This is a genomic window from Shewanella sp. Pdp11 (assembly GCF_002838165.1).
GTDB classification, from domain to species: domain Bacteria; phylum Pseudomonadota; class Gammaproteobacteria; order Enterobacterales; family Shewanellaceae; genus Shewanella; species Shewanella hafniensis.
In genome coordinates this window covers 2,326,422-2,350,437 of sequence record NZ_CP015194.1, presented here as the reverse complement: position 1 = coordinate 2,350,437, position 24,016 = coordinate 2,326,422, and the positions used below count along the sequence as shown (strand labels likewise).

The following is a 24,016-nucleotide window of genomic DNA, read 5'->3' as shown; positions in this document are numbered from 1 at the left end:
TGCCCTTGCCAGCCCCGTCTTGTTGATTTAACTAAAACCTGATTTGACAAAAACCTTTGCGATTAAACCTCAATCGCCATCGCCGTCGCTTCACCACCGCCGATACACAGCGAGGCGACACCGCGTTTAAGGCCGCGGGCTTTTAATGCATGAATTAAGGTCACCAGTAAACGTGAACCTGAGCAGCCAATAGGATGACCTAAGGCGCAGGCGCCGCCATTGACGTTGACTTTAGCCACATCTAAACCCAGTTCAGACACGGCAAGCATAGTCACCATGGCGAAGGCTTCATTGATTTCGAATAAATCGACGTCATCCGTTGACCAACCCACATTAGCCAGCAATTTCGCCATAGCGCCGACAGGTGCAGTGGTAAAGAGTGAAGGCTCTTGGGCGTGGGTCGTGTGGCCTTTAATGGTGGCTAATACCGCTAAGCCTAAACGCTCAGCTTCGCCGCGAGAGGTCAGCATTAATGCCGCTGCGCCATCGGAAATCGAGCTAGAGTTTGCCGCTGTGATAGTGCCATCTTTGGTAAAGGCTGGACGCAGCGTAGGAATTTTTTCAGGGCGGGCATTACCGGGTTGCTCGTCGGTATCGATAGTCACATCACCGCGACGATCACTGACTGTGACTGGGGTGATTTCGGCTTTAAAGGCGCCCGAGTTAATCGCGGCATTGGCTTTTTCGAGCGAGCTTAGGGCAAAAGCGTCCATCTGCTCGCGGGTGATACCAAATTCATCGGCAGTTTTCTGGGCGAACGTCCCCATGGCGCCACCCGTGTAGGCATCTTCAAGGCCATCTAAAAACATATGGTCTAACACTTTGCCATGGCCCATGCGCATGCCGCCGCGGGCTTTATCGAGTAAATACGGCGCTTGGCTCATGCTTTCCATGCCGCCTGCGATCACCACTTTTGCACTGCCAGCTTTAATCAAATCGTGGGCTAACATGACCGTCTTCATGCCTGAGCCACAGACCTTGTTCACTGTGGTCGCACCAACGGATAAGGGCAATCCCGCACCCAAAGTTGCCTGACGTGCTGGCGCTTGACCTAAGCCTGCGGGTAATACGCAGCCCATCAAGACTTCATCAACATGCTCACCCGCCAATTGCGTTTCCGCTAACAAGCCTTTAATGGCCGTCGCAGCTAATATGGGTGATGCTACGGATGATAAGTTGCCCTGAAACCCGCCCATTGGGGTCCGTTTAGCCGCAACGATAACGATATCTTGATTTAACTGTTCAGTACTCATGAAGGCTCCAACCTAAATTGACCACGAAACCTAGCAGCAGTCTCGGGACGTTTAATAAAATCGACAATAAAACCACTCTGACGTTTACGCGAACGTAAAGCAAGTATCTAATAGTCTAATGTGCAGATTTTATCGAGGGAAAATGTCAGTAAGGATTTACAGCAAAGCAGAGATTAAGCGCAGTCAAACGTGGACGGCAGGATCTAAGGGAGAGATAGGAGAGATAAATGAAGGGCTTTTGGGTATCAGACTAAGTCACATCCATGTGACCACATCACCCTAAGAGGCTAAACAACACCTTAGCGAGACTCCCACGGTGTCATCGCCGTCATATCGCTTAAATCGTAAGGAGTTAACTGATAGACGTAGTAGTTAAGCCAATTACTGACCAGCAGGCTACCGTGGCTGTGCCAGCGGGCAATGGCGTCGGCTTTAGGGTCATCATTGCGATAGTAATTTTGTGGCACATTTGGATTTAAGCCCTGGGCTAAATCCCTGCGATATTCATCATTTAAGGTCGATTTTTGATATTCAGGATGGCCCATCACAAACAAGTTACGATTATTGCGGCTAAGGACCAGATAAGCGCCTGCCTCATCGGATTCGGCGAGCACTTGCAACTGCGGGTGTTGTCTAATTTCTTCCACATCCATCTCGGCAAAACGCGAATGGGGTGCAAAGAACTCATCATCAAAACCACGCAGCAGTGGGAAATGCTGAGAAGTACGGCGATGCACGAATACGCCAGAACGCTTCTGTTGCAATATTTTTCGATTTAAACCATAGAGGTGATACAAGCCCGCATGGGCCGCCCAGCATAAAAACAACACTGAGGTGACATGCTCTTGCGACCAGTCGATGATTTCACGGATATGATCCCAATAAACCACATCTTCAAAATCGATTTGCCCAAGCGGCGCACCTGTGATGATAAGACCATCGTAATTTTTATGGCGCACGGCTTCAAAGTCACGGTAGAAAGTATTCATGTGATCGATGGAAGTATGCTTGGATTCTTTGTCGTGAATGCGCAATAAATCCACATCGACTTGTAAAGGCGTGTTGCCCAGTAAGCGCAGTAACTGGGTTTCTGTCTCGATTTTATTGGGCATCAAGTTCAAAATCAGCACCTTCATCGGCCTGATATCTTGATTCGCCGCCCGCGTCTCGGACATAACGAAAATATTTTCTGACTCTAACACTTCTGCTGCGGGCAGATGATCTGGAATTCTAACCGGCATACCGCGCCTCTTCTGTTCGTAAATACCAACGGATTCGGCGCGTATGTCAGCTCACTTCTGAGCGGGCTAACTAGCCACCGACTTTCTCTAGCAGTATCGTCATTGGCTCAGTCGAATTGAGGTCAATATGATAGGCTTGAGTATTAATAAACAATAACTTATCACCGAGCATTATCCGTGCACCTATGGCATAAGTGTGCCCAGGTTGGAACTGATCGCTGCCAATCGCAAAACTAAATGGCGTGGGTGTTGCTGCACCTTGTTGTACACGCTCCGCCATCACTATGGCTGGCACATCCATTTTTGAGACATCGAGCAATTGCACTACGACCTTAGCTTCGGCGGGCAGAGCAATCCGTTCGCGATACAAGGTCTCGCCTTTTATCTCCACGATAGCATTGGGTGTCGCACAACCCGATAACACACCCATTAGCGCCATTAATGCTAAAGCGGTAAATCTCAACGCGCTTAAACGCAACCATTTGTTCATTTTGTTTCTCCTAATCATACATAAAGACTTCTAGATGTCCATACGCCCAAGCTATAAATCTTGTCTTGGCGAACATATCTTCCTATCATAAGCCACCATTTCGTTGCCGAAAAACCTATGACCCAAGCAACTGCAGTCATTGTGGGAGCTAGCTCACAATTAAGTCGTGAAATTGCAAAGCAATTGGCAGATCAACAGGTTGAATTAGTCTTATTCGCCCAAGATCCAGAATCACTCCGCGATTTTGCCTTATCCTTGCCAACAAAAGTACAAGTATTTTCACTTCAAATTGAACAGCCTCAAGCTATTATCACTCAACTTGAATCCGTCTGGCAGAGTCTGGGCGGCGCGCACTTAGTCTTAGTCAATACAGGTCTCAATAGTTATGACCCTGAGCTGCCTTGGCTGCCAGAGCAAGACATTATCGATGTCAATGTGCGAGGTTTTGCCGCTATCTGCAATACGGCATTTAGACTATTTCGCGAGCAAGGTTATGGACAACTGGCGGCAATAAACTCTATCGCAGGTTTGCGCGGTGGCCCAAGTGTGGCCTATCACGCCTCAAAAGCCTTTGGGCAGAATTACCTTGAGGGCTTAAGTATGCATGCTCAGCGCCTTAAGCTACCGATTACGATTACCGATATCCAACTTGGTTTGCTCGATAAAGCCGCTATGCAGCAAAGTGCGATGTGGCTTGCACCATTGCCACAAGTCGCAGCACAAATCATCAAGGCGATGAAACAAGGCAAACGCCGCGTCTATGTGACCAAACGCTGGCGCCTCGTCGCTTGGCTCACCATATTATTACCCGAATTTATCTATAACACTCGCCACTGGAAAGCTAAAAAGCCAAAGCGCTAAATCGGCTTAGCCTAAGTGGAACAGAACATGGCGCGATAAAAAGTGCACAAACGAAAAAGGAGCCTAAGGCTCCTTTTTTACGCTTATCTAAGTGGATTAGAAAGTGTAACCCACGCTGACCATATAAACCCATGGGTTGATATCGGTGTCGATAACTACAGTGTCACCAGATAATTTAAACTTCACATCGCTGCTAATTTGCGCGTACCACACTGAAGCGTTCAGTAACCAGTTTTTGTTAACCTGATAGTCAACACCCGCTTGTGCCGCTAAGCCCCACGAAGTGCTCATGCTCAAGTCAGTTAACGCACCACCTAAATCATTAGTGAACTCATTGTCGAAGAAATTAGTGTAGTTCACACCAACACCCACATATGGACGTAATTTAGACTGTGCATCACCAAAGTAGTACTGCGCCACTAAAGTAGGCGGCAAATGTTTAGTTTCGGCAATCTTAGTGCCACCCAAAGAAACGTCATGGCTGAATGGCGTAGCCGCTAATAACTCTACCCCAAAGTTATCTGTCAGCATGTAGCCGAAGTTCAAACCCAATTGAGTGTTATTGCTAATTTGGAACTCGCCCTTACCCGCAACATCATCACTTGATTCGTTTGGCGCAACAACCACAGCACCCGCACGAACGATAATGTCACCTGCTTGGTGAGCCGATACAGTAGCAGAAAAACCAGCAGCTAAAAGGGTGGCAGCGATCAGTGTAGAAACAGTGTTTTTGTTCATCATCATACTCCATATGTACAACATAGGTTTTTGTTTTAAATTACATCCTTAACAATTGACGCTTACACTGCCAGAGAAGTGCGACCACTTTATTGATCCAAATCAAAGTGAATGAGCAATACTCATTTCTAGGTACTGCACATGGGAGCTGAATCACGAAATTCAAACATTTATCGACAGTACACCTTTGTTTTCTGTGAGCTAAGTTCTTTATTAGTCATCACTAATGACTACAGCAAGAGGTAGAGAACATTAGTAAAATAAACATTTAAGTAACAATAAAAAGCACTTAGCTGAGGGGATTTGGCCATTAAGTTCAAATTGATGGGACTAGATGAGGAAGAATAGAAGCAGAAAACGGCCGAACCTAAACGGCTTAAGGATGATACCCATACTGTTAGCGGTCTTAATTAGTGAGTAACTCAATTGAGTCGCTAAATTACATGGGACGAATTGAGTCAGATGCTTGAGTCGATTTAGGAGTGAGTGAGAGATAAAGTGGGTGAATGAGAAAATCAGCTTGTGCGGTAACACTCAAGCAAAGGATACCGAGTGAGCCACCCCTTAGTCGCAACTCTGTGTTCAAACACGGATAATGATCGCTTTGGATTAGCACTCAGTTTGAGTGCAAACAAGGAGTTCAGCCCAAAGGGAGCCACCAGCTCAATATCATAAGACGCGGGATGATTTTTCATCCCAACACAAGTCTGAGTCTCAGCCTTAATCTGAGTCTGATCATCAGATTCTGTATCGACAGCTTGATAGCTTACCCCGATTGCGGTTTCAAGCTCTGGCCAATAGGACATAGCATCAACACAAGATGTGTAAGCCATGTCTTGATTTCGAACATGCATGCGCGCCTGATTCTTCACCGACCAAGGTAACTCAGGGGCAAGCTGATTGAGATAAGTTTCAATTGCCAGATCCCGCTCGGGGCTGATATCTAACGGGCAAAAATAGATCAGATCGATATCGTTCAGTGGACTCAACTCAAATCCGTGCAAGCGATCCCAGACTAAATTACGGACAAATCCCGCTGCCAGACACCACTGCGGCATTGAGTGTACTTTGGCACATTGAAGCGCGAGTTCAAGCGCCCTCACCCGCTCGCAGTCTTGAGCTATCCATTCGAGTAATTGATGCTCTAGCGCTGCTTCACTCATTGCATCATTCATAACATTATTCGTAGCAACACTCATGACATTACCCCTAGCACCACTCATAACAGTATCGCCCGCTTCAATATCAGATAAAAACACGGGAAAGACATTAGGCTTACTCCACTTCGTCATCGGTTTCTGAGCACTTTACGACCTCATGACAGAGTAAATAAACGAGACTATAAATCGGTGCCATCACCGCAAAACAAATCCAAAACCCATAGACATCTTTGTCTAGCAAATTAACGCTAACAGTAAAGATGGGCATGAACAGTAGCATCCATTTAATTACATTGAGTTTGTACCGTATTGGCTTATCACAGTGGCAGCAGCGTCCTTCCTTAATCGGCACATCCTTAGCGCCGAGTTTACCTTTGCAATACGGACATTTTTTACTGAAAAGCATTTAAACTCCATCGCTGAGATTAGACTCGCAAAGCAAGTCTCATCATCCATTCTTTCTATTCGTAAAAACCGTATCCGCGCAATTCGTTACACCGCATCCGCTTGACGCTCTGGGGCCGCATCGGCAAAGGCTTCAAGCTGATTACATTCAGCCCACACGCGCATGATATTGGGATAAGGCGTTAAATCCACATTAAAACGCTGGGCGTTATACACCTGCGGCACTAAACATAAGTCGGCTAATGTCACTGTATCTCCAAAGCAATAACGACCACTGTGCCTAATCAACAATGTTTCTAAGGCTGCAAAACCACTCGCAACCCAGTGGTGATACCAAGTATTTTTAGCCGCTTCATCGACCCCTAAGGTTTGGGTTAAATACTGTAATACCCGCAAGTTGTTTAATGGATGAATTTCACAGGCTACCGTGAGCGCCATGGCGCGCACATGGGCACGTTCAAGAGCCGATGCAGGCAATAATGGGGTTTGTGGATGTATTTCATCGAGATATTCAATAATGGCTAAGGATTGCGACAAAGCATCCATATCTAACTCATCATCCAACGTTAAGGTTGGCACTAACTCGAGCGGATTTAGTGCAGTATAAGCCGCTTTATGCTGCTCGCCGCCATCACGTACAAGATGCACTGACAACTGCTCGGCTGAAATCCCCTTAAGATTGAGGGCGATGCGAACTCGATACGCCGCGCTTGAGCGCCAATAACCATAAAGTTTCATATTTTCATATCCTTATAAAAGTCAGTATAAAAACGGGGCAATTAAGCCCCGTTAGTTTGAGTCGATGTGCCCTTTAAGGGAAAGCTTTAGGCTTTGTATTCAACCACTTTTTGATCGATAGAACCGAAAATCGTTACATTGTTGTCATCAAGCATTTCGATGCGAACAGTGTCGCCAAAACGCATAAATGGTGTAGTGGCTTTGCCTTCTGCAATCACTTCTAACATACGTTTTTCAGCTAAACAGCTAGAGCCTGCGCTACGGTCATAGTTAGAAATAGTACCAGAGCCAATAATCGCACCTGCGCCCAATGGACGGGTTTTCGCCACATGTGAAACTAACTGGCTGAAATTAAATGTCATATCGACGCCCGCATTCGGACGACCAAATAATTCACCATTTAAATAGGTGATCAGCGGTAAATGCACTTTCGAATCTTCCCAACGGGCGCCCAGTTCATCCGGTGTCACAGCCACAGGCGAAAAACTGCTCGATGGCTTAGATTGGAAGAAACCAAAGCCTTTTGCCAACTCACCTGGGATTAAGTTACGCAGTGACACATCGTTAACTAGCATCAACAATTTAATGTGCTTAGCTGCATTGGCAGTGCTCACGCCCATAGGCACATCATCGGTAATAACCGCAATTTCAGATTCGAAATCGATACCCCAGTCTTCACTCGCCAGTGGAATATCGGCTTTAGGGGCAATAAAACTGTCTGAACCACCTTGATAGAACAGCGGATCTGTCCAGAAGGTTTCAGGCATTTCTGCGCCGCGAGCCTTACGGACTAGCTCAACGTGATTCACATAAGCACTGCCATCGGCCCATTGGTAGGCACGCGGTAGTGGCGACAAACACTTAGCTTCGTCAAACGCTTGCGCGTTATCTAACATGCCTTCATTTAACGCGTCGTACAATTCTTGCAATTGCGGTTTCAGTAAATCCCAACCGTCGAGTAATTGCTGCATAGTGTGGGCAATAGCAGGAACGGCAACCGTTTTAGTGAGATCGCGGCTAACTAACATCAACTGACCATCGCGGCGACCATTGTTATAACTTGCAAGTTTCATATTGGCTCCAGTGCTCTTCGGCTAGGCGTACAATTTTATTGTGCTGGAAAACGCGCGGCGTCATTCAGCTTATATTCGGCGATTTTAATCGGACTCTTTGACTCATTAAGGGCGCACACGTTACGCACTCCGCGCCAACAGAGGCACGCCCTTTTGCTTGCTTTAACGTATTTGTTGCGCGTAGAAATACCCGAAGCTGGCGCAGATTCCTATAGCGTGACCCAAATCACATTTAGGTCAATTATTTCACATTTCGTAAACTAATCATTACGTTTATAACCTAGTTGCCGCTTATCAATATCTCGGTAAGCAATATGCCTGAAAAGTCGGCAACTAAGTGGAACGATACTGTTACATCTATCGCGTCAAGCTAGCAATACTCGGCTTAACGACGCTTGGCTATCTTGTACTCACGCAGCTTATTGGCAATAGCGGTGTGCGACACCCCGAGCTTTTTCGCTAACTGCCGAGTACTCGGATAGGCTGGATATAATCGACGCAACAGACTCGCTTCAAACTGCTTCATCGCATCGTCGAGATTGCCTTCAAACTCATTGTCAAAGTAACCAAAACCTTCGGCGTAGGACGGCAATTTTAATTGTTCGACCGTCAACTCGGCCGAACCATCCCACATAGACACAGCTCTAAATACTGCGTTCTTTAATTGGCGTACGTTACCTGGCCAAGCGTAGGTGAGTAAATGATCGCGGCACTGGGCCGAAATCCGCCGCACTGGGCTAGACAACTGTTGGCTGTAATGTTCGAGGAACATTTCCGTCAGTGGAATGATATCGACTTTACGCTCGCGCAGTGACGGTATGTGATAACTCAGCACATGGATGCGATAGTACAAATCTTCCCTAAACTCACCGGTTTGGCACAGTTCGGCTAAATTCTTCTGGGTTGAGCAGATGATCCGCACATCGGCACGGACTTCTTCATCGCCACCAATACGTCTAAAGGTACCATCTTGCAATAGACGAAGCAGCTTAACTTGGGCGGCCTTGGACATCTCAGCCACTTCATCGAGAAATACTGTGCCGCCCTTGGCTTCTTCAAAGAAACCCCGTTTAACGACTTTGCCCTGGCTGACATAACCGAATAGTTCTTCTTCGGCGGCGCTGTCGGGCAGAGCGGCGCAATTGATGGCGATAAAGGGTTTCTCGCGGCGCATGCTGGCATCGTGGCTGGCTCTGGCCATTAATTCTTTGCCAGTACCCGTTTCACCTGTGATCAATAAAGGCGCATCGAGCTGGGCCATCCGCCGCGCTTGCTTAAGCACTTCCTTCATTTTGTCACTGCTGGCTAATACATTTTCAAAGCCAGTGGTTTGATTCTGCAGCGCGTTAAATTGTTTTCCAACCCGCGCGGGGGATTTTAGCGACACCACAGCGCCAACTAAGATGGTTTTTTCATCCTCATCGGGCAGATAAATCGGCAGCATTTCGGCTAGATATTCGTTTGGACCAATTTGTACCCTCGCCGCTTGCGGTAAGACTTGGCTTTCACTCAACCAGCGGCTGAAATTAAAACCTTGCACCCAATGATTGAGCGACTCTTCGAGCACTTCGTGCTCACCCATGCCGATATTGAGCAAGGCGGACTCGTTAACGATACGGATACGCGCTTTGGCATCGATGGAGAAAACGGAGTCGGGTAAGGTTTTGAGCAAGGTTTTAAGGGCGTAATGTTCCTGCTCTGAGGGCATAAACGAAACCGTACGCACATCATGGACACTTTCCACTTTGCGGATCTGAGGCATCAAGGCACTTAAGGTTTCAAAACTGATTTCGGCAAATTGTAAGTACAGGAATCCTTGGTTACTGGCATCAATAGCAATTAAATTAATACCATAACGCTCTAACACGACTAAGATATCTTTGGCTAAACCAACACGATCCTGACAGCTGACTTCCAAGCGCATAATGACTGATATTCCCTTTTTTGATTCGAATTTTGGGGATAAACCGTGCAGAGCTATTTTTCGCCTTAAGCTTTACAACAAAAATGACGCTTGCTAGGCAAGTTGTTACCTTAACGAAAACGTCAGCGATGAGGGTAAATAGCAGAGCCCGTATACGTTAGAAGGTTAAACAGAAAGTGGCAAGCCTAGTTTACAGTTGAATTGTAACAGGAAGAAAAAATCAGCATCGAAAATAGATTAAAATGCTGATTAAATTGATTAAATAATTAACCTAGTAACTGGTCTGTCTTGGCGGCCATGATGAAGTCATTCTTATGTAGGCCCTTAATAGAGTGTGACCACCAAGTGACGGTTACTTTGCCCCATTCAGTGAAAATGCCTGGATGATGGAATTCTTCTTCCGCTAAATCCGCCAGCTTATTCGTGAATGCCATCGCCAGTTTAAAGTTTTTAAACTTGTAGACACGCTCAAGCTGCATTACGCCGTCACGCACTTGCACGCCCCAGTCGGGGATCATACGAATAAGTTCGGCCAATTCTTCATCGGTCACTTTTGGTGCATCGGCTTGGCACGCTTCACATTTCATATTCGATAACGCAGTCATACATACTCCTGTTGGCAACATTGGTAGGGATTTTCTGTTGCACTTTACTCATTTTCTATTAATAACTTAAATCGCATGACTCAATATCAGATGGCTAAATTAGACGCCAGCCAAATAACGAGTCAACTCATCAACCGAATCGTGACTTAACTCGCCTTAGCTTTTGGCGGAAACTTAGGGGCAAATAAACCTAACTGACGCGCCTTAGTGACATAAGTCATAATATCCATCTTGGCAATTTCATCCAGCATATCAATGTGCTCAATCACATAATAAATCGGCTGCATAATGTCGATGCGATATGGGGTTCGCAGCACATTCAATAAATCAAAAGGTTGACGCTCTGGCGCGTCACTTTCCATTGCATACAAGGTTTCACCGGGTGAACTTAAAATGCCGCCGCCATAAATACATAAGGGACCGTCTTTAGGCTGTAGTAAACCAAACTCAACCGTAAACCAGTACAAACGCGCTAAAAATACCCTTTCCTCTTTGCTGGCATGTAAACCTAACTGCCCATACATGTGAGAGAAATTGGCAAATGAAGGGTTGGTGAGCAAAGGGCAGTGACCAAAAATCTCGTGGAAGATATCTGGCTCTTGCAAGTAATCAAACTCTTCCTTGCGGCGAATAAAAGTGGCCACTGGAAACTCTTTATTTGCCAGCAGTTCAAAAAAACGGCCGAAGGATATCAGCGCAGGGACCGCCGCCGTTTTCCAACCAGTGGTCGCTTGTAATACCGCATCAATTTCGGCAAGTTGCGGAATGCGATCCTTTGGCATCCCTAAGGCATCGAGCCCTTGCAGATATTCCTTGCAGGCACGACCAGGGAGATTAACAGCTTGACGGGCGTAAAGCTGACGCCAAATATCGTGTTCTTCTTGTGGGTAATGGATAAACCCAGTGTCATCGGCTCTGCGAGCGATGTACTCTGTTCCTTTCGTCATAATCTTCACTCGGTGGCTAACACTCATGGCTCCATAGTGATCTAAGGCTTTAAATTTGTTAACTCCCTCACACTTTATTCTTGTGCCGCCACTGTGACGTAAACGTAAAGCAAATATTACAAGGTCATTAAAATCACCCTGTTGCTGCACGCCATGGGTGCTGGATTAGATCCACTGTGCTACCTTTGCTAAAACTTATGCCCGAATTTGCCGTTAAAATACTTAGATTTCCTCAATTTTTTAGTGTTTGTAAATAGCTTTTCTGTGTAGGTCATTTACAATATTGGCCATTAATCGCATCTCCTTGACCTAAAAGGTTCGCAATGAAACAACATCAAATTCGTAAAGCCGTTATTCCTGTCGCAGGCCTAGGCACTCGTATGCTTCCAGCGACCAAAGCAATTCCAAAGGAAATGTTACCTGTTGTCGATAAGCCATTGATTCAATACGTAGTCAGTGAAGCTATCGCGGCTGGGATCAAAGAAATTGTACTCGTGACCCACGCCAGTAAAAACTCTATCGAAAACCATTTCGATACCAGTTTCGAATTAGAAGCTCAACTCGAACGCCGCGTTAAACGTCAGTTACTCGAAGCCGTGCAATCTATCTGTCCTAAAGACGTGACTATCATTAGCGTGCGTCAATCTCAGGCGAAAGGATTAGGCCACGCCATTTTGTGTGCAAAATCTGTCGTCGGCGATGCACCATTTGCAGTATTGCTGCCTGATGTGATCATCGATGAAGCCAGCTGTGATCTGCGCCGCGATAACTTAGCCGCTATGGTTACCCTGTTTGATGAAACCCAAGTGGGTCAAATCATGGTTGAAGGCGTGCCACACAATGTCGTTAACCAATATGGTATTGCTGATGTGAATGGCCATGATTTACAACCTGGAGAGTCAGAACCATTAGTCGAACTGGTTGAGAAGCCAGCCGTGGATGAAGCACCATCTAACTTAGCCGTTGTAGGCCGTTATGTGTTACCTGCCAGCATTTGGCCGTTACTGGCTAAAACCCCTGCAGGCGCGGGCGATGAAATTCAATTAACCGATGCAATCGCTATGTTAATGAAACAAGAAACCGTAAATGCTTACTACATGGAAGGTAAGAGTCACGACTGTGGTAACAAACAAGGGTATATGCGCGCGAACGTTGAATATGCCCTGCGCCACAGCGAAATCGGTGAAGATTTTGCGCACTATTTAAAAACCGTTGTAAAAGGAATTAAGTAATGACGATTTTAGTGACCGGTGGTGCTGGCTATATTGGCACCCACACAGTAGTAGAACTGCTCAATGCTGGTAATGATGTGATTGTATTGGACAACTTGTCTAATTCAAGCATAGAAGCCTTAAACCGAGTCGAGCGGATCACTGGTAAATCGGTTACTTTCTATCAAGGCGATATTCTCAATAAAGCGTTATTGCAGAAAGTGTTTAACGATCATGCTATTGATTCAGTTATCCACTTTGCAGGATTAAAAGCGGTGGGAGAATCCGTCGCAAAACCCCTTAAGTATTATGAGAATAACGTCACAGGAACTCTTATCCTCTGCCAAGTTATGGCGGAGTTTAAAGTGAAAAATCTCGTTTTCAGCTCATCGGCTACTGTGTATGGCGATCCTGCAAGTTTACCTATCACCGAAGACTTCCCCACTGGGGCGACCAATCCCTATGGCCAATCTAAATTGATGGTTGAACATATACTGGCAGATGTACACAATGCCGATCCGAGCTGGAATATCGCACGTCTGCGCTATTTTAATCCGGTTGGCGCCCATGCCAGTGGCTTAATCGGCGAAGATCCTAATGATATCCCTAACAACTTAATGCCCTTTATTGCGCAGGTTGCTGTGGGTAAACGTGCCGCCTTAAGTGTGTTTGGTGATGATTATCCGACTCATGATGGGACTGGCGTGCGTGACTATATCCATGTGGTGGATTTAGCCAATGGCCATTTAAAAGCACTGGCAAAATTGGCCACTAAACCGGGTCTGGTCACCTATAACTTAGGCACAGGCCAAGGATATAGTGTTTTAGACATGGTTCATGCCTTTGAAAGAGCCTGTGGTAACACCATTGCCTACCAAATTGCGCCACGTCGTCCGGGTGATATTGCCGCCTGCTACGCCGATCCCACCCACGCAAGGGAAGATCTTGGCTGGCAAGCAACACATACGCTAGAAGACATGGCCAACAGTAGCTGGCATTGGCAATCAACCAATCCCAATGGTTATAACGGCTAATAACTTGAATGGCTTGTGGAAATCTCCCAAGCCATTTTTCTTTACCCTCTAAATACCATCGCTTTACAGCATTAACCTCCCGAGGAGCAACATGACTCAAAGTATTAATCACAGCCGTCGCAGCCTCTTTCGCCGGCGTAAAGATAATGCGATAAGGCCGCCTTGGGTACGTGATGATATCGAGTTTACCGATGTGTGTACTCGTTGTTCCGCCTGTCTTGAGGTTTGTGAAACTCACATTATCATCAAAGGTGATGGCGGATTTCCTGAAGTCTCCTTTAAGGACAATGAGTGCACATTTTGTACTCTGTGTGCTAAGGCTTGCCCTGAAAATATTTTCGATTTGACTCAAGCACCTTGGCAATACCAAGCCTATATCCAAGAAAGCTGTTTAACCTTTCAAGGGATCTGGTGCCAAAGTTGTAAGGATGCCTGCGAACCAAGAGCCATCAGTTTTGTGCTCAGTATTGGTCAGGCTCCGAGCCCCAAAATAGACCTTGATCTTTGTACTGGATGCGGTGCCTGCGTAGCTCCTTGCCCTAGCAAAGCCATTGAGATAAAACGACCAACTTGATAGAACACTGTAATTGCATTAACACATGCAGAGCTGTGCTTCTCCTGGATTTTAAGCTAGTATCGCGCTTCTGTTGAACTCAGTGAATCCCTTCTTGAATTAAGTTAATTTATGATGATGTTTGTAAAAAAACTGTTTTTCCCGCCTAAAAAAAGTACCTCTTTTAGCTTTATTGCTCGAGGCACTAAACTCACGGGAAATATCGAATTAACAGGCGACGTGCTTGTTGGCGGTGATATCCAAGGTCAGCTGCTTTCTGAGGCCAATATCACCATAGAACAAGGCGGTGTAATTCAAGGTGAGGTAAAGTGCCATGAATTTATCGTCGATGGGCACTTCAAAGGCAGACTTATTTGTGAGCGTTTAGTGATCCAACGTAATGGTGTTGTCGACGGCGAAGTGGCAAGTACCTCAATGCAAATCCTAGAGGGTGGCCAATTTATCGGGATGCGGATTAAAGAAGATGCGCCAACCATTTATTCCCATGCAATTGGCCACACATCTGTAACAGCCAATGGTAACTTATCGCACGTACAAAACGATGTTATAGAATCTCGCTAAAACAGCGAATAAATGATGCTCGCAAGCTCACCCACTTAGGCGAGCTTGTATTTTTAACGCATTATTTACTCGATTTTTTTAATACCCCGACTCAAAACCCTTACCAGCCAAATAACTGCCTGCGAAATAGCACCCTTTACAATAGTTAAATAATTGTTATTTTGCCGAGAGTGATCACAGTTAATCCGCACGACTGCTGTTAATCTCACAGCTAATAGCGATGTTAGGGGAATAGCAAGGAGCAGAGTCAGGGCCGCAGAATGCCCCTAATAACCCCGCAAAAAATAGTTAAGACTCATATAGGGCAACATACAAAATGAGCAACGTATTACTCAAACAAATCTGTGAACTCGATGTTTTTACCTTACTGGTATTTAAAAGTATTTTCGACACTGGGCACGCGAACAGTGCCGCCAAAGCGTTGGATGTTTCTGCACCGAAAATCAGCCGTTGTCTCAACGCATTACGCCTGACCTTTAACGATGAACTCTTCTATCGCCGACAACAGGGGCTAAAACCTACTCCTTTAGCAGAAAGCCTGTATGTGGCGATTTGCCAGTTTACTGAATCGGTTTATCACCTCGAACAATCAGCAACTCAGATACAAAATGCGGCCATCAATGCCGATTTACCGCTGCATATCGCCGCCTGTAATGGGCTATTGAGCTTTTTAGCGCCGCAATTAAGCACGCCTGAAGTCGCCCAAGCGCTAGGGCAAATACGTTTACATAAATGGCAGGAAAATAGCGCAGAGTTGATCCACGCAGGTGTACTGGATTTTGGCATCACCTTAGAAAGCGCTGAAAATAAAGAATTAAGTTACACCAAACTTGGCACGATCAATGGTGTCTACATAGTGGCGGCCAAACAACATCCTCTGTGGCAAATTGAAACTGACATTAGCTTAGAGCAAATTTGTCGCCATCCATTTCTATTTATAGAAGTTAAAGGCTTTAACAGTAAAATTGACCCCTTAGAATTGTTTTGCCAACGCCAAGGTATCTTACTGCCTGCGGTGGAGAAAGTTATCGACCGAGAGGAATGGTACGCCCATTTACTCACCATGAAGAGCGTGGCTTTCTGTTCCAGCATTGATATGCACACAGTCAAACATATGCCCGGATTACACTTAGCACGCTTAAATGATAAAGAACTCAACAGACTTCACGATTCTATGATGGCGCCACAATATTATCTTATTGAAAAACCAGCAATTCATCGGCGTTACAGTCAGAGTCAAAGCGCGCTTGTCGTGCGTTCCTTACTTGCCGCACTCGATCGCGCCCGCTAACGCGAGACAATCAGCTCAGCCAAGCTCGTGGACATAACATTCACTAAACCTTGTTTATACCATTGCGATGATTCGATGTTAAACGGGATTTAAATAGTGAGATGCCGAAGTTTAAAACATCAAAATTTCATTGGTATGTTATCTCTTAACAATACTAATCCTCAGATTACATTACCGCCTCTTTTCCCCTTTGCTTTGAAGATCTCAACGTCCATTCCATCACTGAGATTTAGGCCATCTTAACCTCATGCATTTTGCTTAACTGAAAATGAATTCATGGCTGAAGCCCAAGTTGAAAAATAAAAATTGTGATGCTCATCATGGCTTTCCAACTGAATTTCATTATTTAAAATATCAAAATGCAAATTTTAGAATTTCCATCTACGGGTGTTAAATCATCGTTCACATATCAGATACAAACTTGCAAATACCACTTTATAAGTAGGTGAATCCTCCTATATTAGAGGCACTGCACACGCAGTCTTATAGAAAGAAAAAGGGACGCGATGATGAAAAACTACAATAAATCTCTACTGGCACTAGCTCTTGTCAGTACCTTAAGTCTTACCGCCTGCGGGGACGGAAGCGATGGTCAAGATGGGGCACCTGGCACACCAGGTACACCCGGAACACCAGGCACTCCCGGAACACCAGGTACACCGGGAACCCCTGCGGGATCCTTTGTTAATACTGTTGCTTCAGCAGGCGATGTGACCTTTATTATCGCCCCAGAAGACATCAATATCGCTGGTGCTGGGACATTCAAAATTAAGTTTAATGTTGAGGGCAAAAACGCCCAAGGCAAAGCAGTTCCGTTTACTGGGTTGGATATGGTGTCACTCTATTCGGTGACCGCCATGGTTAATAATTCAGGTTCGGGAGCCCCGCTGCAATGGGTTAACAACGGTGCAGCAGCAGGCAATAGTACATCAATGTACTGCACACTGACGGGGGAATACACTTCACGCGGTCAAACCGGAAAAGCCTGTACTTTAGTTGAAGATCCAGCCTCTCCCGGCACTTATACTGGTACATGGACCTATGACGGTGCAGCACCAATCATGAACGCCAATGATGATTTAACGGCAGCGCATCGTTTCTTTATGCGTGCTTATAACATCACTGACGCTAGTGGTACTAGTATTTCAGATAAAATCTTATCTGAACCGCTGAACTTCATTCCATCAACCAATGCAATTGTCGAAACATCAGGTAAAGATACGGTTACCGATGCAGCTTGCATCAACTGTCATGGTGCGGTCGATGGCAGGATAGCCAAAATTGAAGCCCACCATAACTATCAAAGTGTTGAAAATTGTATTGCCTGTCATAACCCTGCAAATCAACCTGATGAGCAGCAATTGGCCGATGGCTGGTTATTTGATTTAGGCCCTATGGTTCACCGCATCCATGCGGGTCATCATGTTGCCGATTATCTCAGTGGTGATGCTAAAGAGTACTTCGGTGAATTAGGTTTCCCATCGGATTTGAAAGAATGTACGACCTGTCATACTACAGACCAACCTAGCTATAACACCGTGTACGCCCAAGCTTGTGTCGGCTGCCATATAACAGTCAACTTCGCGACAGGTGAAAACCATTCAGAATTTGGTCTAGCTCAAGCAGATGACACTCAATGTAGCTCTTGCCACGGCACAGGTAACTTGTCGCCCGCGGTAGTTCATAGTGTCGGTAAACGTGCAGAGTATGCATCGCTGTTTAAAGTGGACTTTACCAGCGCAGCAGTCGCGCCATCTGCCACTCTGGGTATGAAGACCTTAACCATCAAAGCTAATGTGACCATGAATGGCGCACCAATCGCTGACGGTACCAGTCTCGCTACCTATAATGCCACCAGTAATCCAACGGGTATGTTAGTCGCTAACGGCCTGTTATTAGGCAATGTAACAACTGACAGTACTGTGTATGCGTGGCGAGATGTTAAACCAACAGCAATCAATCTAACCTTGGCAGACGGTATACTTGCGGGCGGCATATTAACCTTCGTGAAAGATATTCCAGATGTGCAAGCAGTGGGTACTTTCTACGTCGGTTCAGAAGCCAACTTCTGTGCTAAAGCGGGTAAAGTGGTTAGCTGTAATACCACGGGCTTAGAGTTTGGTCCAACTAGCCCTATCGGTAACGAAGCTGCAGTGAAATTCTACAGTCTTGATGGTAGCGCAGTCACTAAAGCCCGTATGACTGACCCGACTCGTATCACAGTAGAAGAAGCTAAGTGTAATGCATGTCATGGCACCTTAGATTATGCCAAAGGCACCAGACACGGTACTTATACCTTCGACCAATGTATGAACTGCCATAACGATACAACAGGCTCAACATATCACCCAACAGTCGCATACAAAGGTGCTGATGGTACTAAGGTCGTCAATCCAGATGTCACTTTTGGTAACAAAGACTTATTTACTGTGGCTCACCGTTTCCACAGTGGTAACTTCGATGGTATTGAAGGCATCTTCCGTAATGCTGACGGAGAGTTAGAAGGTTATCCATCACCAGAAACAGCATGTTCCGCTTGTCATAAAGACAATGCCAAACTGTTTGCAACTGACGGCGGTTTAACTTCAGGCAAACGCTCAATCAAAGTAGGTGCTTACTATATTAGCCCAGTGGCTGAATCATGCCGTACCTGTCACGCTCACTCTGATGCGGCAGCTGTCGCTCACTTTAGAAGTAACGGTGCGGTCGTTGAAGCGGATGCAATGACAGATCCTAACCTACCAGTAGAATCTTGCGCGACCTGTCATGCTGAAGGAAAAACCTACGGCGTAGATAAGGTACACGCAGAGGTAGCACACTAGTACTAGTACCTTTGGGTTGCCCCTGCACAACCCAAACTTCATCTCTGCAACTCATTGGGGACCCTTAGGGTCCCCTTTTTTATTGCCAATTATCTTCACGTAAAAATGCAATATCAATCGTATTAATAACTGCGATAAAAACTTAATCCGCTAAGCGACTGGCTTGTGCAATACGTTGTCTAAGCAGCTTAAGAAAGTCCTTAGCTTCTCTGTCCAAACTGTCGTGGGGAATATACAAGTGATAACCTAAACGCGTATCTAACATCACGCAGCGATGCCCAAACATCGCCAATACACCGCGATAACGATCCCCTTCTATCACCAAAGGACCAAACTCTGCGCCGAGATAAGTTTCTAAAGTCGCTAAGTCCGCATCTTGCGAGGCTGCAGTCACCAATAAAGGCCGCTGCTCGGTTAATAAGCCTGTAGCTAGACGCAGGGAAATATTGTCCAAAATAGGATTTAAGTGTTTTAACTTAATACCTAAATAAGATAACTCTATGGTATCTAAACCATTAGTCACCCGCGGGATATCGACCCTTTGAATATTATCCCAATCGATAGACACTTTGCCGCGGCGATGAAAATAGGTCAGCCCCTTGTCATCTAGTGCTAGAGTCGTTTCCGGCTCATACACCTTGGCTAAACCGAGAATTAATGAAATCGCGCCCAAACTAAAAAACATCAAACCAACAGCAAACAAGGCCGGCCATGTCAGAAACAGCCCCAAACCCAGCAGCAGACTTAAGCCGCCTAGCCAAGTTAAGGTTAACCCATTTCGTTTTGATAAAGGACGCACAGACACACTTTCTGACTCAATTGTCATTGTTCATATTCCTGTTAAAACTCACTCTCTTTAGACTGAACTCGGCAAACCACACCTTTAACTTACTGCCTTTATCCATAACCACAAACGGCCAATGTATTCGTGAATCGCCCGTTGAGAAGCCACTAAATTATCGGCGGTTAACCGCCACCCAAAATCATCTCGGCCAATAAAATCCGTTGGTGCGGCTTCAGGATGTAAACCTTTATCGGCGAAAATAGCCATCGCCCTTGGCATATGAGTGGCCGATGTGACTAAGCGAAAGGGCTCCTCCCCTAACTCCCACTTTAAGTATTGCGCTTCTTCTATCGTATCGCGCGCCAGTGGAAATTGAATAATTCGGCTTTTATCAACACCTAGCTCTACCGCGGCTTTAGCCATCATTTCAGCATGGGAAAATTGAGTGAGTTCACCGCCCCAGCCGCTGACGATCAACATACACTCTTGACCCAACTTAAGTTGCCGAATTCCTTCAGTTAACCTTGTAAGGGCGACATCTGATAAGGATTGCACCGCAGTCGCTCCTGCTATATCAGCATGCCCTGAACCTAATACCATCACAAAACAAGCGCCTGCGATGGGCGTGGAATTAATAGGGTAAGCTGATTCTAACGGCCGCACTAAGGTATTCACACTCAGTTGACTGCTTAAAAACAGTAAGAGAAAAAAAGCGCAGGATACTAAGTATTTCGCCATACTGCGACGGCGCCATACTAGAAAAGAAATCAGTAATAACAATAGGATAAAGGGAATCGGCATTATCCCCTGTGAAACAACTTTCTTAACCCAAAACATGATGTCCATGCCAAGCAACCCAAAGGAGCGCAATCATAGCATCAAAATACGGCGAAACGCACAGCAGATAACATTAGCCCAGCGTTTTGCTGGGCTAATCTTTATAAAACGTATAAACCATTAAGCATTGATCTCAAAGCCGAATAAGCTCACTAGATGAGTACAGATATCCAAGCGAAGATTACTTTTCCCACAACCAAGCTGCGCCGCGCACACCCGATGAACAACCATAAAGATTCTGCACCACAGGCGTATGGCACTCACGCCCCACCACATAATGGGCCAGCAATGCCGGTAATCTTGGGTAAATCGCTGCGACATTCGACATTCCGCCGCCCAGCACTATGGCATCGGGATCGAGCATATTGATCACATGGGCGAGTGAACGAGCGAGTCTATCCATATAACGATCAAATGCAGCAACCGCAATAGTGTCACCCTCATCGACTAACAACATAATATCAGCACCTGATTTGGCAGCAGTACGCACTGTACCTGCAGCCGTCAAAGCCGCATTATAATCACGCACAAAGCCAGTGCCGGAGATAAAGGTCTCGATACAATCGGGATTGCCACAGAAACATCGGGTGGTATTGAACTCTTCCTTGGTCATCCAAGGCAAAGGATTATGACCCCATTCACCGCCGATACCATTACCACCGCCGTGCACTTTGCCGTTAATTGCCACGCCAGCGCCACAACCAGTACCAATAATCACGCCAAACACCACAGATGCACCAGCGGCAGCACCATCGACCGCCTCAGATACCGCAAAGCAGTTGGCATCATTGGCAACCCGCACTTCACGCTGCAACAATTCCCCTAAATCCACATCGAGGGGATGACCATTGATCCACGTCGAGTTAGCATTTTTGACTAAACCTGAATAGGGCGATACCACACCTGGAATACCCACGCCGACAGTGCCTTGCTCGCCAAGAGTCGCTTCTGCTTCCTTAACTAAATTGACAACCGCAGCAAGCGTGCCCTGATAGTCACGTGGCGTCGTCACACGTTTGCGAAATAGCTCATTACCTTCATCACTCAGTGCGACTAATTCTATTTTTGTTCCGCCTAAATCGACGCCCATGCGCATCATGAATTACTACTCCAGTGTTTAGCCCGCCCTTTCATCAACGAATGTCGATGCTAGGCGGTTGTTATTTCACCCAGCCTGGGGCTGTGGCAATAAAGTAAGGGTTTAAAATGTCAGGTTTTTGATTATAAGTTAATGGTTCACCTGACTCATAACAGACAACTGTGCCGCCTGCACTTTCGAGCACAGCTTGTGCCGCTGCGGTATCCCACTCGCTAGTTGGTCCCAGTCTGGGGTACAGATCGGCACTGCCTTCTGCCAACATACAAAACTTAAGCGAGCTACCCACGCTTAAGATGTCATGCTCGCCAAACTGTTGTAAATATTGCGCTAAACCTGGGCTCAAGTGCGAGCGACTGCCAACAATCATCGGCATTTCGCGTGGCGTGTTGGCGCCCAATAAGGGGCTCTCTTGACCCGCTTGTTGACGCCATGCACCTAAATGCTTAGCGCCGTAATAATAGGTATCGAGCACAGGCGCATATACCACACCTGCGATAGCAACCCCTTGATGGATAAGCGCAATATTGACGGTAAACTCGCCATTGCGCTTAATAAACTCCTTAGTGCCATCTAAAGGGTCAATTAACCAATAGGTTTGCCATTGACGACGCACGTCCCACGCAATATCCGCCGCTTCCTCAGACATAATAGGAATACCGACAAACTGCTGCGCCAATGCCGCCACTATCACGTGGTGCGCGGCTAAATCGGCGGCCGTCACGGGGCTATCGTCACCCTTGTGGCTCACCGAAAAGTCATCTTGACCATAAACCGTCATAATGGCATCGCCCGCCGCTTTGGCAATCGCGACCACTTGCAATAGATCTTGTTTGGTCAATGTCTGTGCTATTGTCGTCTTGTTTGTCACTGAAACTTCCTTAATGCATTAAATATCTTGGCATTATGCCATTGTCATCCAAGGGGAATTTAGAACAAATTCATCATACATCAAGCAAAATAGACTAAGACTCGCGGCCTAAACCGCGGCACACAAAACCACAGATTAACAAAGTGATTACGATACTAAGGCAAGCCATCGGCGCTGAGAAGGGGCTTGAGTCCAGCTGCATTCGTATTCACAGTCTATGTTTTCATATTGATAGTCTACATTTGTCGCTTAAATCTGATTATTGGCGGGCTTATGGTTTTCGACAGCATTAAACGCTGGATAACCTAAACGCTTAACGCCTGATTAAAATTGCCTAAAGCAAAATGTGGGTCACACTCAATATCGTCAAGATAACCGCCGCAACATGCGATTCAGTTGCTGACACCAATCTTGCCACTCGATTTGTTCAGGCATCGACAGTGCATTATGGGCCACCAAAGTGGAGCGTAATTTACCACTGTTCAACACGCTATAACTCGGCCTTTTTGCCAAACTCACGCCGCGGTTTAATACCTGTTTAGCGTAATCAGGACTGGTCATCGGCTGGATGACCACAGGTTGACTTAACAAATTAAGCGCTAGGGCTTGTCGCTGGATTTCACAGGCAAATTCATACCAACTGCATTGGCCTTGAGCGCTGTAATGAAATACGCCCGAGCGCTGCTGCATGACTAATTGCCAAATCACCTTAGCGAGTGCATCACTCCATGTCGGGCAGCCGATTTGATCGACTATCACCTGCAAGCTTGGCTGAGTACGCATCAAGTTGAGCATGGTTTTGACAAAATTATGCCCATCTTGACCGTAAAGCCATGAGGTGCGCACAATCGTTGCCCGCTCACCCAAGACCGCCAATACCTTCTGCTCACCGAGCAACTTACTCTTGCCGTAAGCAGACAACGGCTCGGGAGCATCAATTTCAACAAATGGCCTTGGTAAATGATTTGAAGCTGAGTCTGGATTTTGATACTGCTCAGCGCCAGTTTCTCTAACATCACAAACAGCATGACCACCAAACACATAATCGCTCGACACATGCAGTAGGCGCGCCCCCGACAGCCAACATTGCTGCGCCAATAACTCAGGGCCGAGTGCATTCACGCCATTCGCTTCGATTGCATCATGCTCAGCAGCATCCACTGCATTATAGGCCGCACAATTGATCACCCAGCTTGGTCGATATTGAGTAAACACGGCAGCAATATTGGCGGCATCGGTAATGTCTAACTGACTACGACTTAGCGCATAAAGCTTAAGTGGTACGACTGAGTTTGTACTTGTACTTGTACTTGTACTTGTACTTGTATTTGGGGCTAGCTCACCTATATCGGCAGCGACTCTCAGCAAGGCCTCTGCGAGCTGACTCTTCGCACCAGTGATTAACACCACTTGAGGAGTGTTAGCGTCAGTGGCTCTTGCCGCCCCGCATTGAAGTGGCGTCACTTTAGTTGCCACTATTTTCATCACTAATCATATTCA

Annotated in this window: 23 protein-coding genes; 8 read left to right on the top strand and 15 right to left on the bottom strand. The window is 46.2% G+C overall.

Features of this window, described 5'->3' with window-relative positions:
• Positions 1–62: 62 nt before the first annotated feature.
• The 3 genes from AYJ58_RS10395 to AYJ58_RS10385 form a co-directional block, all read right to left on the bottom strand.
• Positions 63–1,253: a thiolase family protein gene (locus AYJ58_RS10395; RefSeq protein WP_106650059.1), complete on the bottom strand. Its 1,191-nt coding sequence runs from the start codon at positions 1,251–1,253 to the stop codon at positions 63–65.
• Positions 1,254–1,552: 299 nt separating this feature from the next.
• Positions 1,553–2,494 (bottom strand): homoserine O-acetyltransferase MetA, encoded by a 942-nt coding sequence (metA, locus tag AYJ58_RS10390; RefSeq protein ID WP_106650058.1) that lies wholly within the window; start codon positions 2,492–2,494, stop codon positions 1,553–1,555.
• 70 nt (positions 2,495–2,564) lie between these two features.
• Entirely contained in the window at positions 2,565–2,984 is a 420-nt protein-coding gene (locus AYJ58_RS10385) for a YbaY family lipoprotein (protein ID WP_106650057.1), read from the bottom strand.
• Positions 2,985–3,101: 117 nt separating this feature from the next.
• Here AYJ58_RS10385 and AYJ58_RS10380 point away from each other — a divergent pair, with 117 nt between their 5' ends.
• Positions 3,102–3,845, top strand: a complete 744-nt coding sequence (locus AYJ58_RS10380; RefSeq protein ID WP_106650056.1) for an SDR family NAD(P)-dependent oxidoreductase — start codon at positions 3,102–3,104, stop codon at positions 3,843–3,845.
• Between the two features lie 96 nt (positions 3,846–3,941).
• Here the strand turns inward: AYJ58_RS10380 and ompW are convergent, their stop codons facing one another.
• Together ompW and AYJ58_RS10370 are read right to left on the bottom strand one after the other, a co-directional pair.
• Entirely contained in the window at positions 3,942–4,586 is a 645-nt protein-coding gene (gene ompW / locus AYJ58_RS10375) for an outer membrane protein OmpW (protein ID WP_198555651.1), read from the bottom strand.
• A gap of 512 nt (positions 4,587–5,098) precedes the next feature.
• A complete protein-coding gene (locus tag AYJ58_RS10370; RefSeq protein ID WP_443019237.1) occupies positions 5,099–5,782 on the bottom strand; it encodes a nucleotidyltransferase family protein in 684 nt (227 codons plus the stop codon).
• 227 nt (positions 5,783–6,009) lie between these two features.
• Here AYJ58_RS10370 and AYJ58_RS21915 point away from each other — a divergent pair, with 227 nt between their 5' ends.
• On the top strand, positions 6,010–6,153 hold the full coding sequence (locus AYJ58_RS21915) for a hypothetical protein (RefSeq protein ID WP_198555649.1): 144 nt from the start codon (positions 6,010–6,012) through the stop codon (positions 6,151–6,153).
• Positions 6,154–6,235: 82 nt separating this feature from the next.
• On the opposite strand, the gene maiA is transcribed toward AYJ58_RS21915, so the two are convergent.
• The 5 genes from maiA to phhA all read right to left on the bottom strand — a co-directional run bounded on the left by maiA (position 6,236) and on the right by phhA (position 11,435).
• Positions 6,236–6,886: a maleylacetoacetate isomerase gene (maiA, locus tag AYJ58_RS10360; RefSeq protein WP_106650053.1), complete on the bottom strand. Its 651-nt coding sequence runs from the start codon at positions 6,884–6,886 to the stop codon at positions 6,236–6,238.
• An 86-nt stretch (positions 6,887–6,972) separates the two neighbouring features.
• Positions 6,973–7,959, bottom strand: a complete 987-nt coding sequence (locus AYJ58_RS10355; RefSeq protein WP_106650052.1) for a fumarylacetoacetate hydrolase family protein — start codon at positions 7,957–7,959, stop codon at positions 6,973–6,975.
• A 385-nt stretch (positions 7,960–8,344) separates the two neighbouring features.
• Positions 8,345–9,883, bottom strand: a complete 1,539-nt coding sequence (gene tyrR / locus AYJ58_RS10350) for a transcriptional regulator TyrR (RefSeq protein WP_006085271.1) — start codon at positions 9,881–9,883, stop codon at positions 8,345–8,347.
• A gap of 266 nt (positions 9,884–10,149) precedes the next feature.
• Positions 10,150–10,488 (bottom strand): 4a-hydroxytetrahydrobiopterin dehydratase, encoded by a 339-nt coding sequence (locus tag AYJ58_RS10345; RefSeq protein ID WP_106650051.1) that lies wholly within the window; start codon positions 10,486–10,488, stop codon positions 10,150–10,152.
• Positions 10,489–10,634: 146 nt separating this feature from the next.
• Positions 10,635–11,435 (bottom strand): phenylalanine 4-monooxygenase, encoded by an 801-nt coding sequence (gene phhA, locus AYJ58_RS10340; protein ID WP_106650050.1) that lies wholly within the window; start codon positions 11,433–11,435, stop codon positions 10,635–10,637.
• A gap of 323 nt (positions 11,436–11,758) precedes the next feature.
• Here phhA and galU point away from each other — a divergent pair, with 323 nt between their 5' ends.
• The 6 genes from galU (at position 11,759) to AYJ58_RS10310 (ending at position 18,928) form a co-directional block, all read left to right on the top strand.
• On the top strand, positions 11,759–12,667 hold the full coding sequence (gene galU, locus AYJ58_RS10335; RefSeq protein WP_106650049.1) for a UTP--glucose-1-phosphate uridylyltransferase GalU: 909 nt from the start codon (positions 11,759–11,761) through the stop codon (positions 12,665–12,667).
• Complete coding sequence (galE, locus tag AYJ58_RS10330) at positions 12,667–13,680, top strand: UDP-glucose 4-epimerase GalE (RefSeq protein ID WP_106650048.1); 1,014 nt, start codon at positions 12,667–12,669, stop codon at positions 13,678–13,680. Before galU ends, galE begins: the two co-directional genes overlap by 1 nt.
• A gap of 91 nt (positions 13,681–13,771) precedes the next feature.
• A complete protein-coding gene (napF, locus tag AYJ58_RS10325) occupies positions 13,772–14,254 on the top strand; it encodes a ferredoxin-type protein NapF (RefSeq protein ID WP_106650047.1) in 483 nt (160 codons plus the stop codon).
• A gap of 111 nt (positions 14,255–14,365) precedes the next feature.
• Entirely contained in the window at positions 14,366–14,815 is a 450-nt protein-coding gene (locus AYJ58_RS10320; RefSeq protein WP_106650046.1) for a bactofilin family protein, read from the top strand.
• Between the two features lie 316 nt (positions 14,816–15,131).
• On the top strand, positions 15,132–16,106 hold the full coding sequence (locus AYJ58_RS10315) for a LysR family transcriptional regulator (RefSeq protein WP_106650045.1): 975 nt from the start codon (positions 15,132–15,134) through the stop codon (positions 16,104–16,106).
• A 506-nt stretch (positions 16,107–16,612) separates the two neighbouring features.
• Complete coding sequence (locus AYJ58_RS10310) at positions 16,613–18,928, top strand: OmcA/MtrC family decaheme c-type cytochrome (protein ID WP_106650044.1); 2,316 nt, start codon at positions 16,613–16,615, stop codon at positions 18,926–18,928.
• Between the two features lie 142 nt (positions 18,929–19,070).
• On the opposite strand, the gene AYJ58_RS10305 is transcribed toward AYJ58_RS10310, so the two are convergent.
• The 5 genes from AYJ58_RS10305 to rfbD all read right to left on the bottom strand — a co-directional run bounded on the left by AYJ58_RS10305 (position 19,071) and on the right by rfbD (position 24,001).
• Complete coding sequence (locus tag AYJ58_RS10305; protein WP_106650043.1) at positions 19,071–19,754, bottom strand: DUF2982 domain-containing protein; 684 nt, start codon at positions 19,752–19,754, stop codon at positions 19,071–19,073.
• A 57-nt stretch (positions 19,755–19,811) separates the two neighbouring features.
• On the bottom strand, positions 19,812–20,513 hold the full coding sequence (locus tag AYJ58_RS10300; RefSeq protein ID WP_106651798.1) for a YdcF family protein: 702 nt from the start codon (positions 20,511–20,513) through the stop codon (positions 19,812–19,814).
• 217 nt (positions 20,514–20,730) lie between these two features.
• Positions 20,731–21,648, bottom strand: coding sequence for a fructokinase (gene mak / locus AYJ58_RS10295; RefSeq protein ID WP_106650042.1), 918 nt, complete (start codon positions 21,646–21,648; stop codon positions 20,731–20,733).
• A gap of 61 nt (positions 21,649–21,709) precedes the next feature.
• Positions 21,710–22,516, bottom strand: coding sequence for a 3'(2'),5'-bisphosphate nucleotidase CysQ (gene cysQ / locus AYJ58_RS10290; protein ID WP_106650041.1), 807 nt, complete (start codon positions 22,514–22,516; stop codon positions 21,710–21,712).
• A gap of 366 nt (positions 22,517–22,882) precedes the next feature.
• On the bottom strand, positions 22,883–24,001 hold the full coding sequence (rfbD, locus tag AYJ58_RS10285; RefSeq protein WP_106650040.1) for a dTDP-4-dehydrorhamnose reductase: 1,119 nt from the start codon (positions 23,999–24,001) through the stop codon (positions 22,883–22,885).
• Positions 24,002–24,016 lie beyond the last annotated feature (15 nt).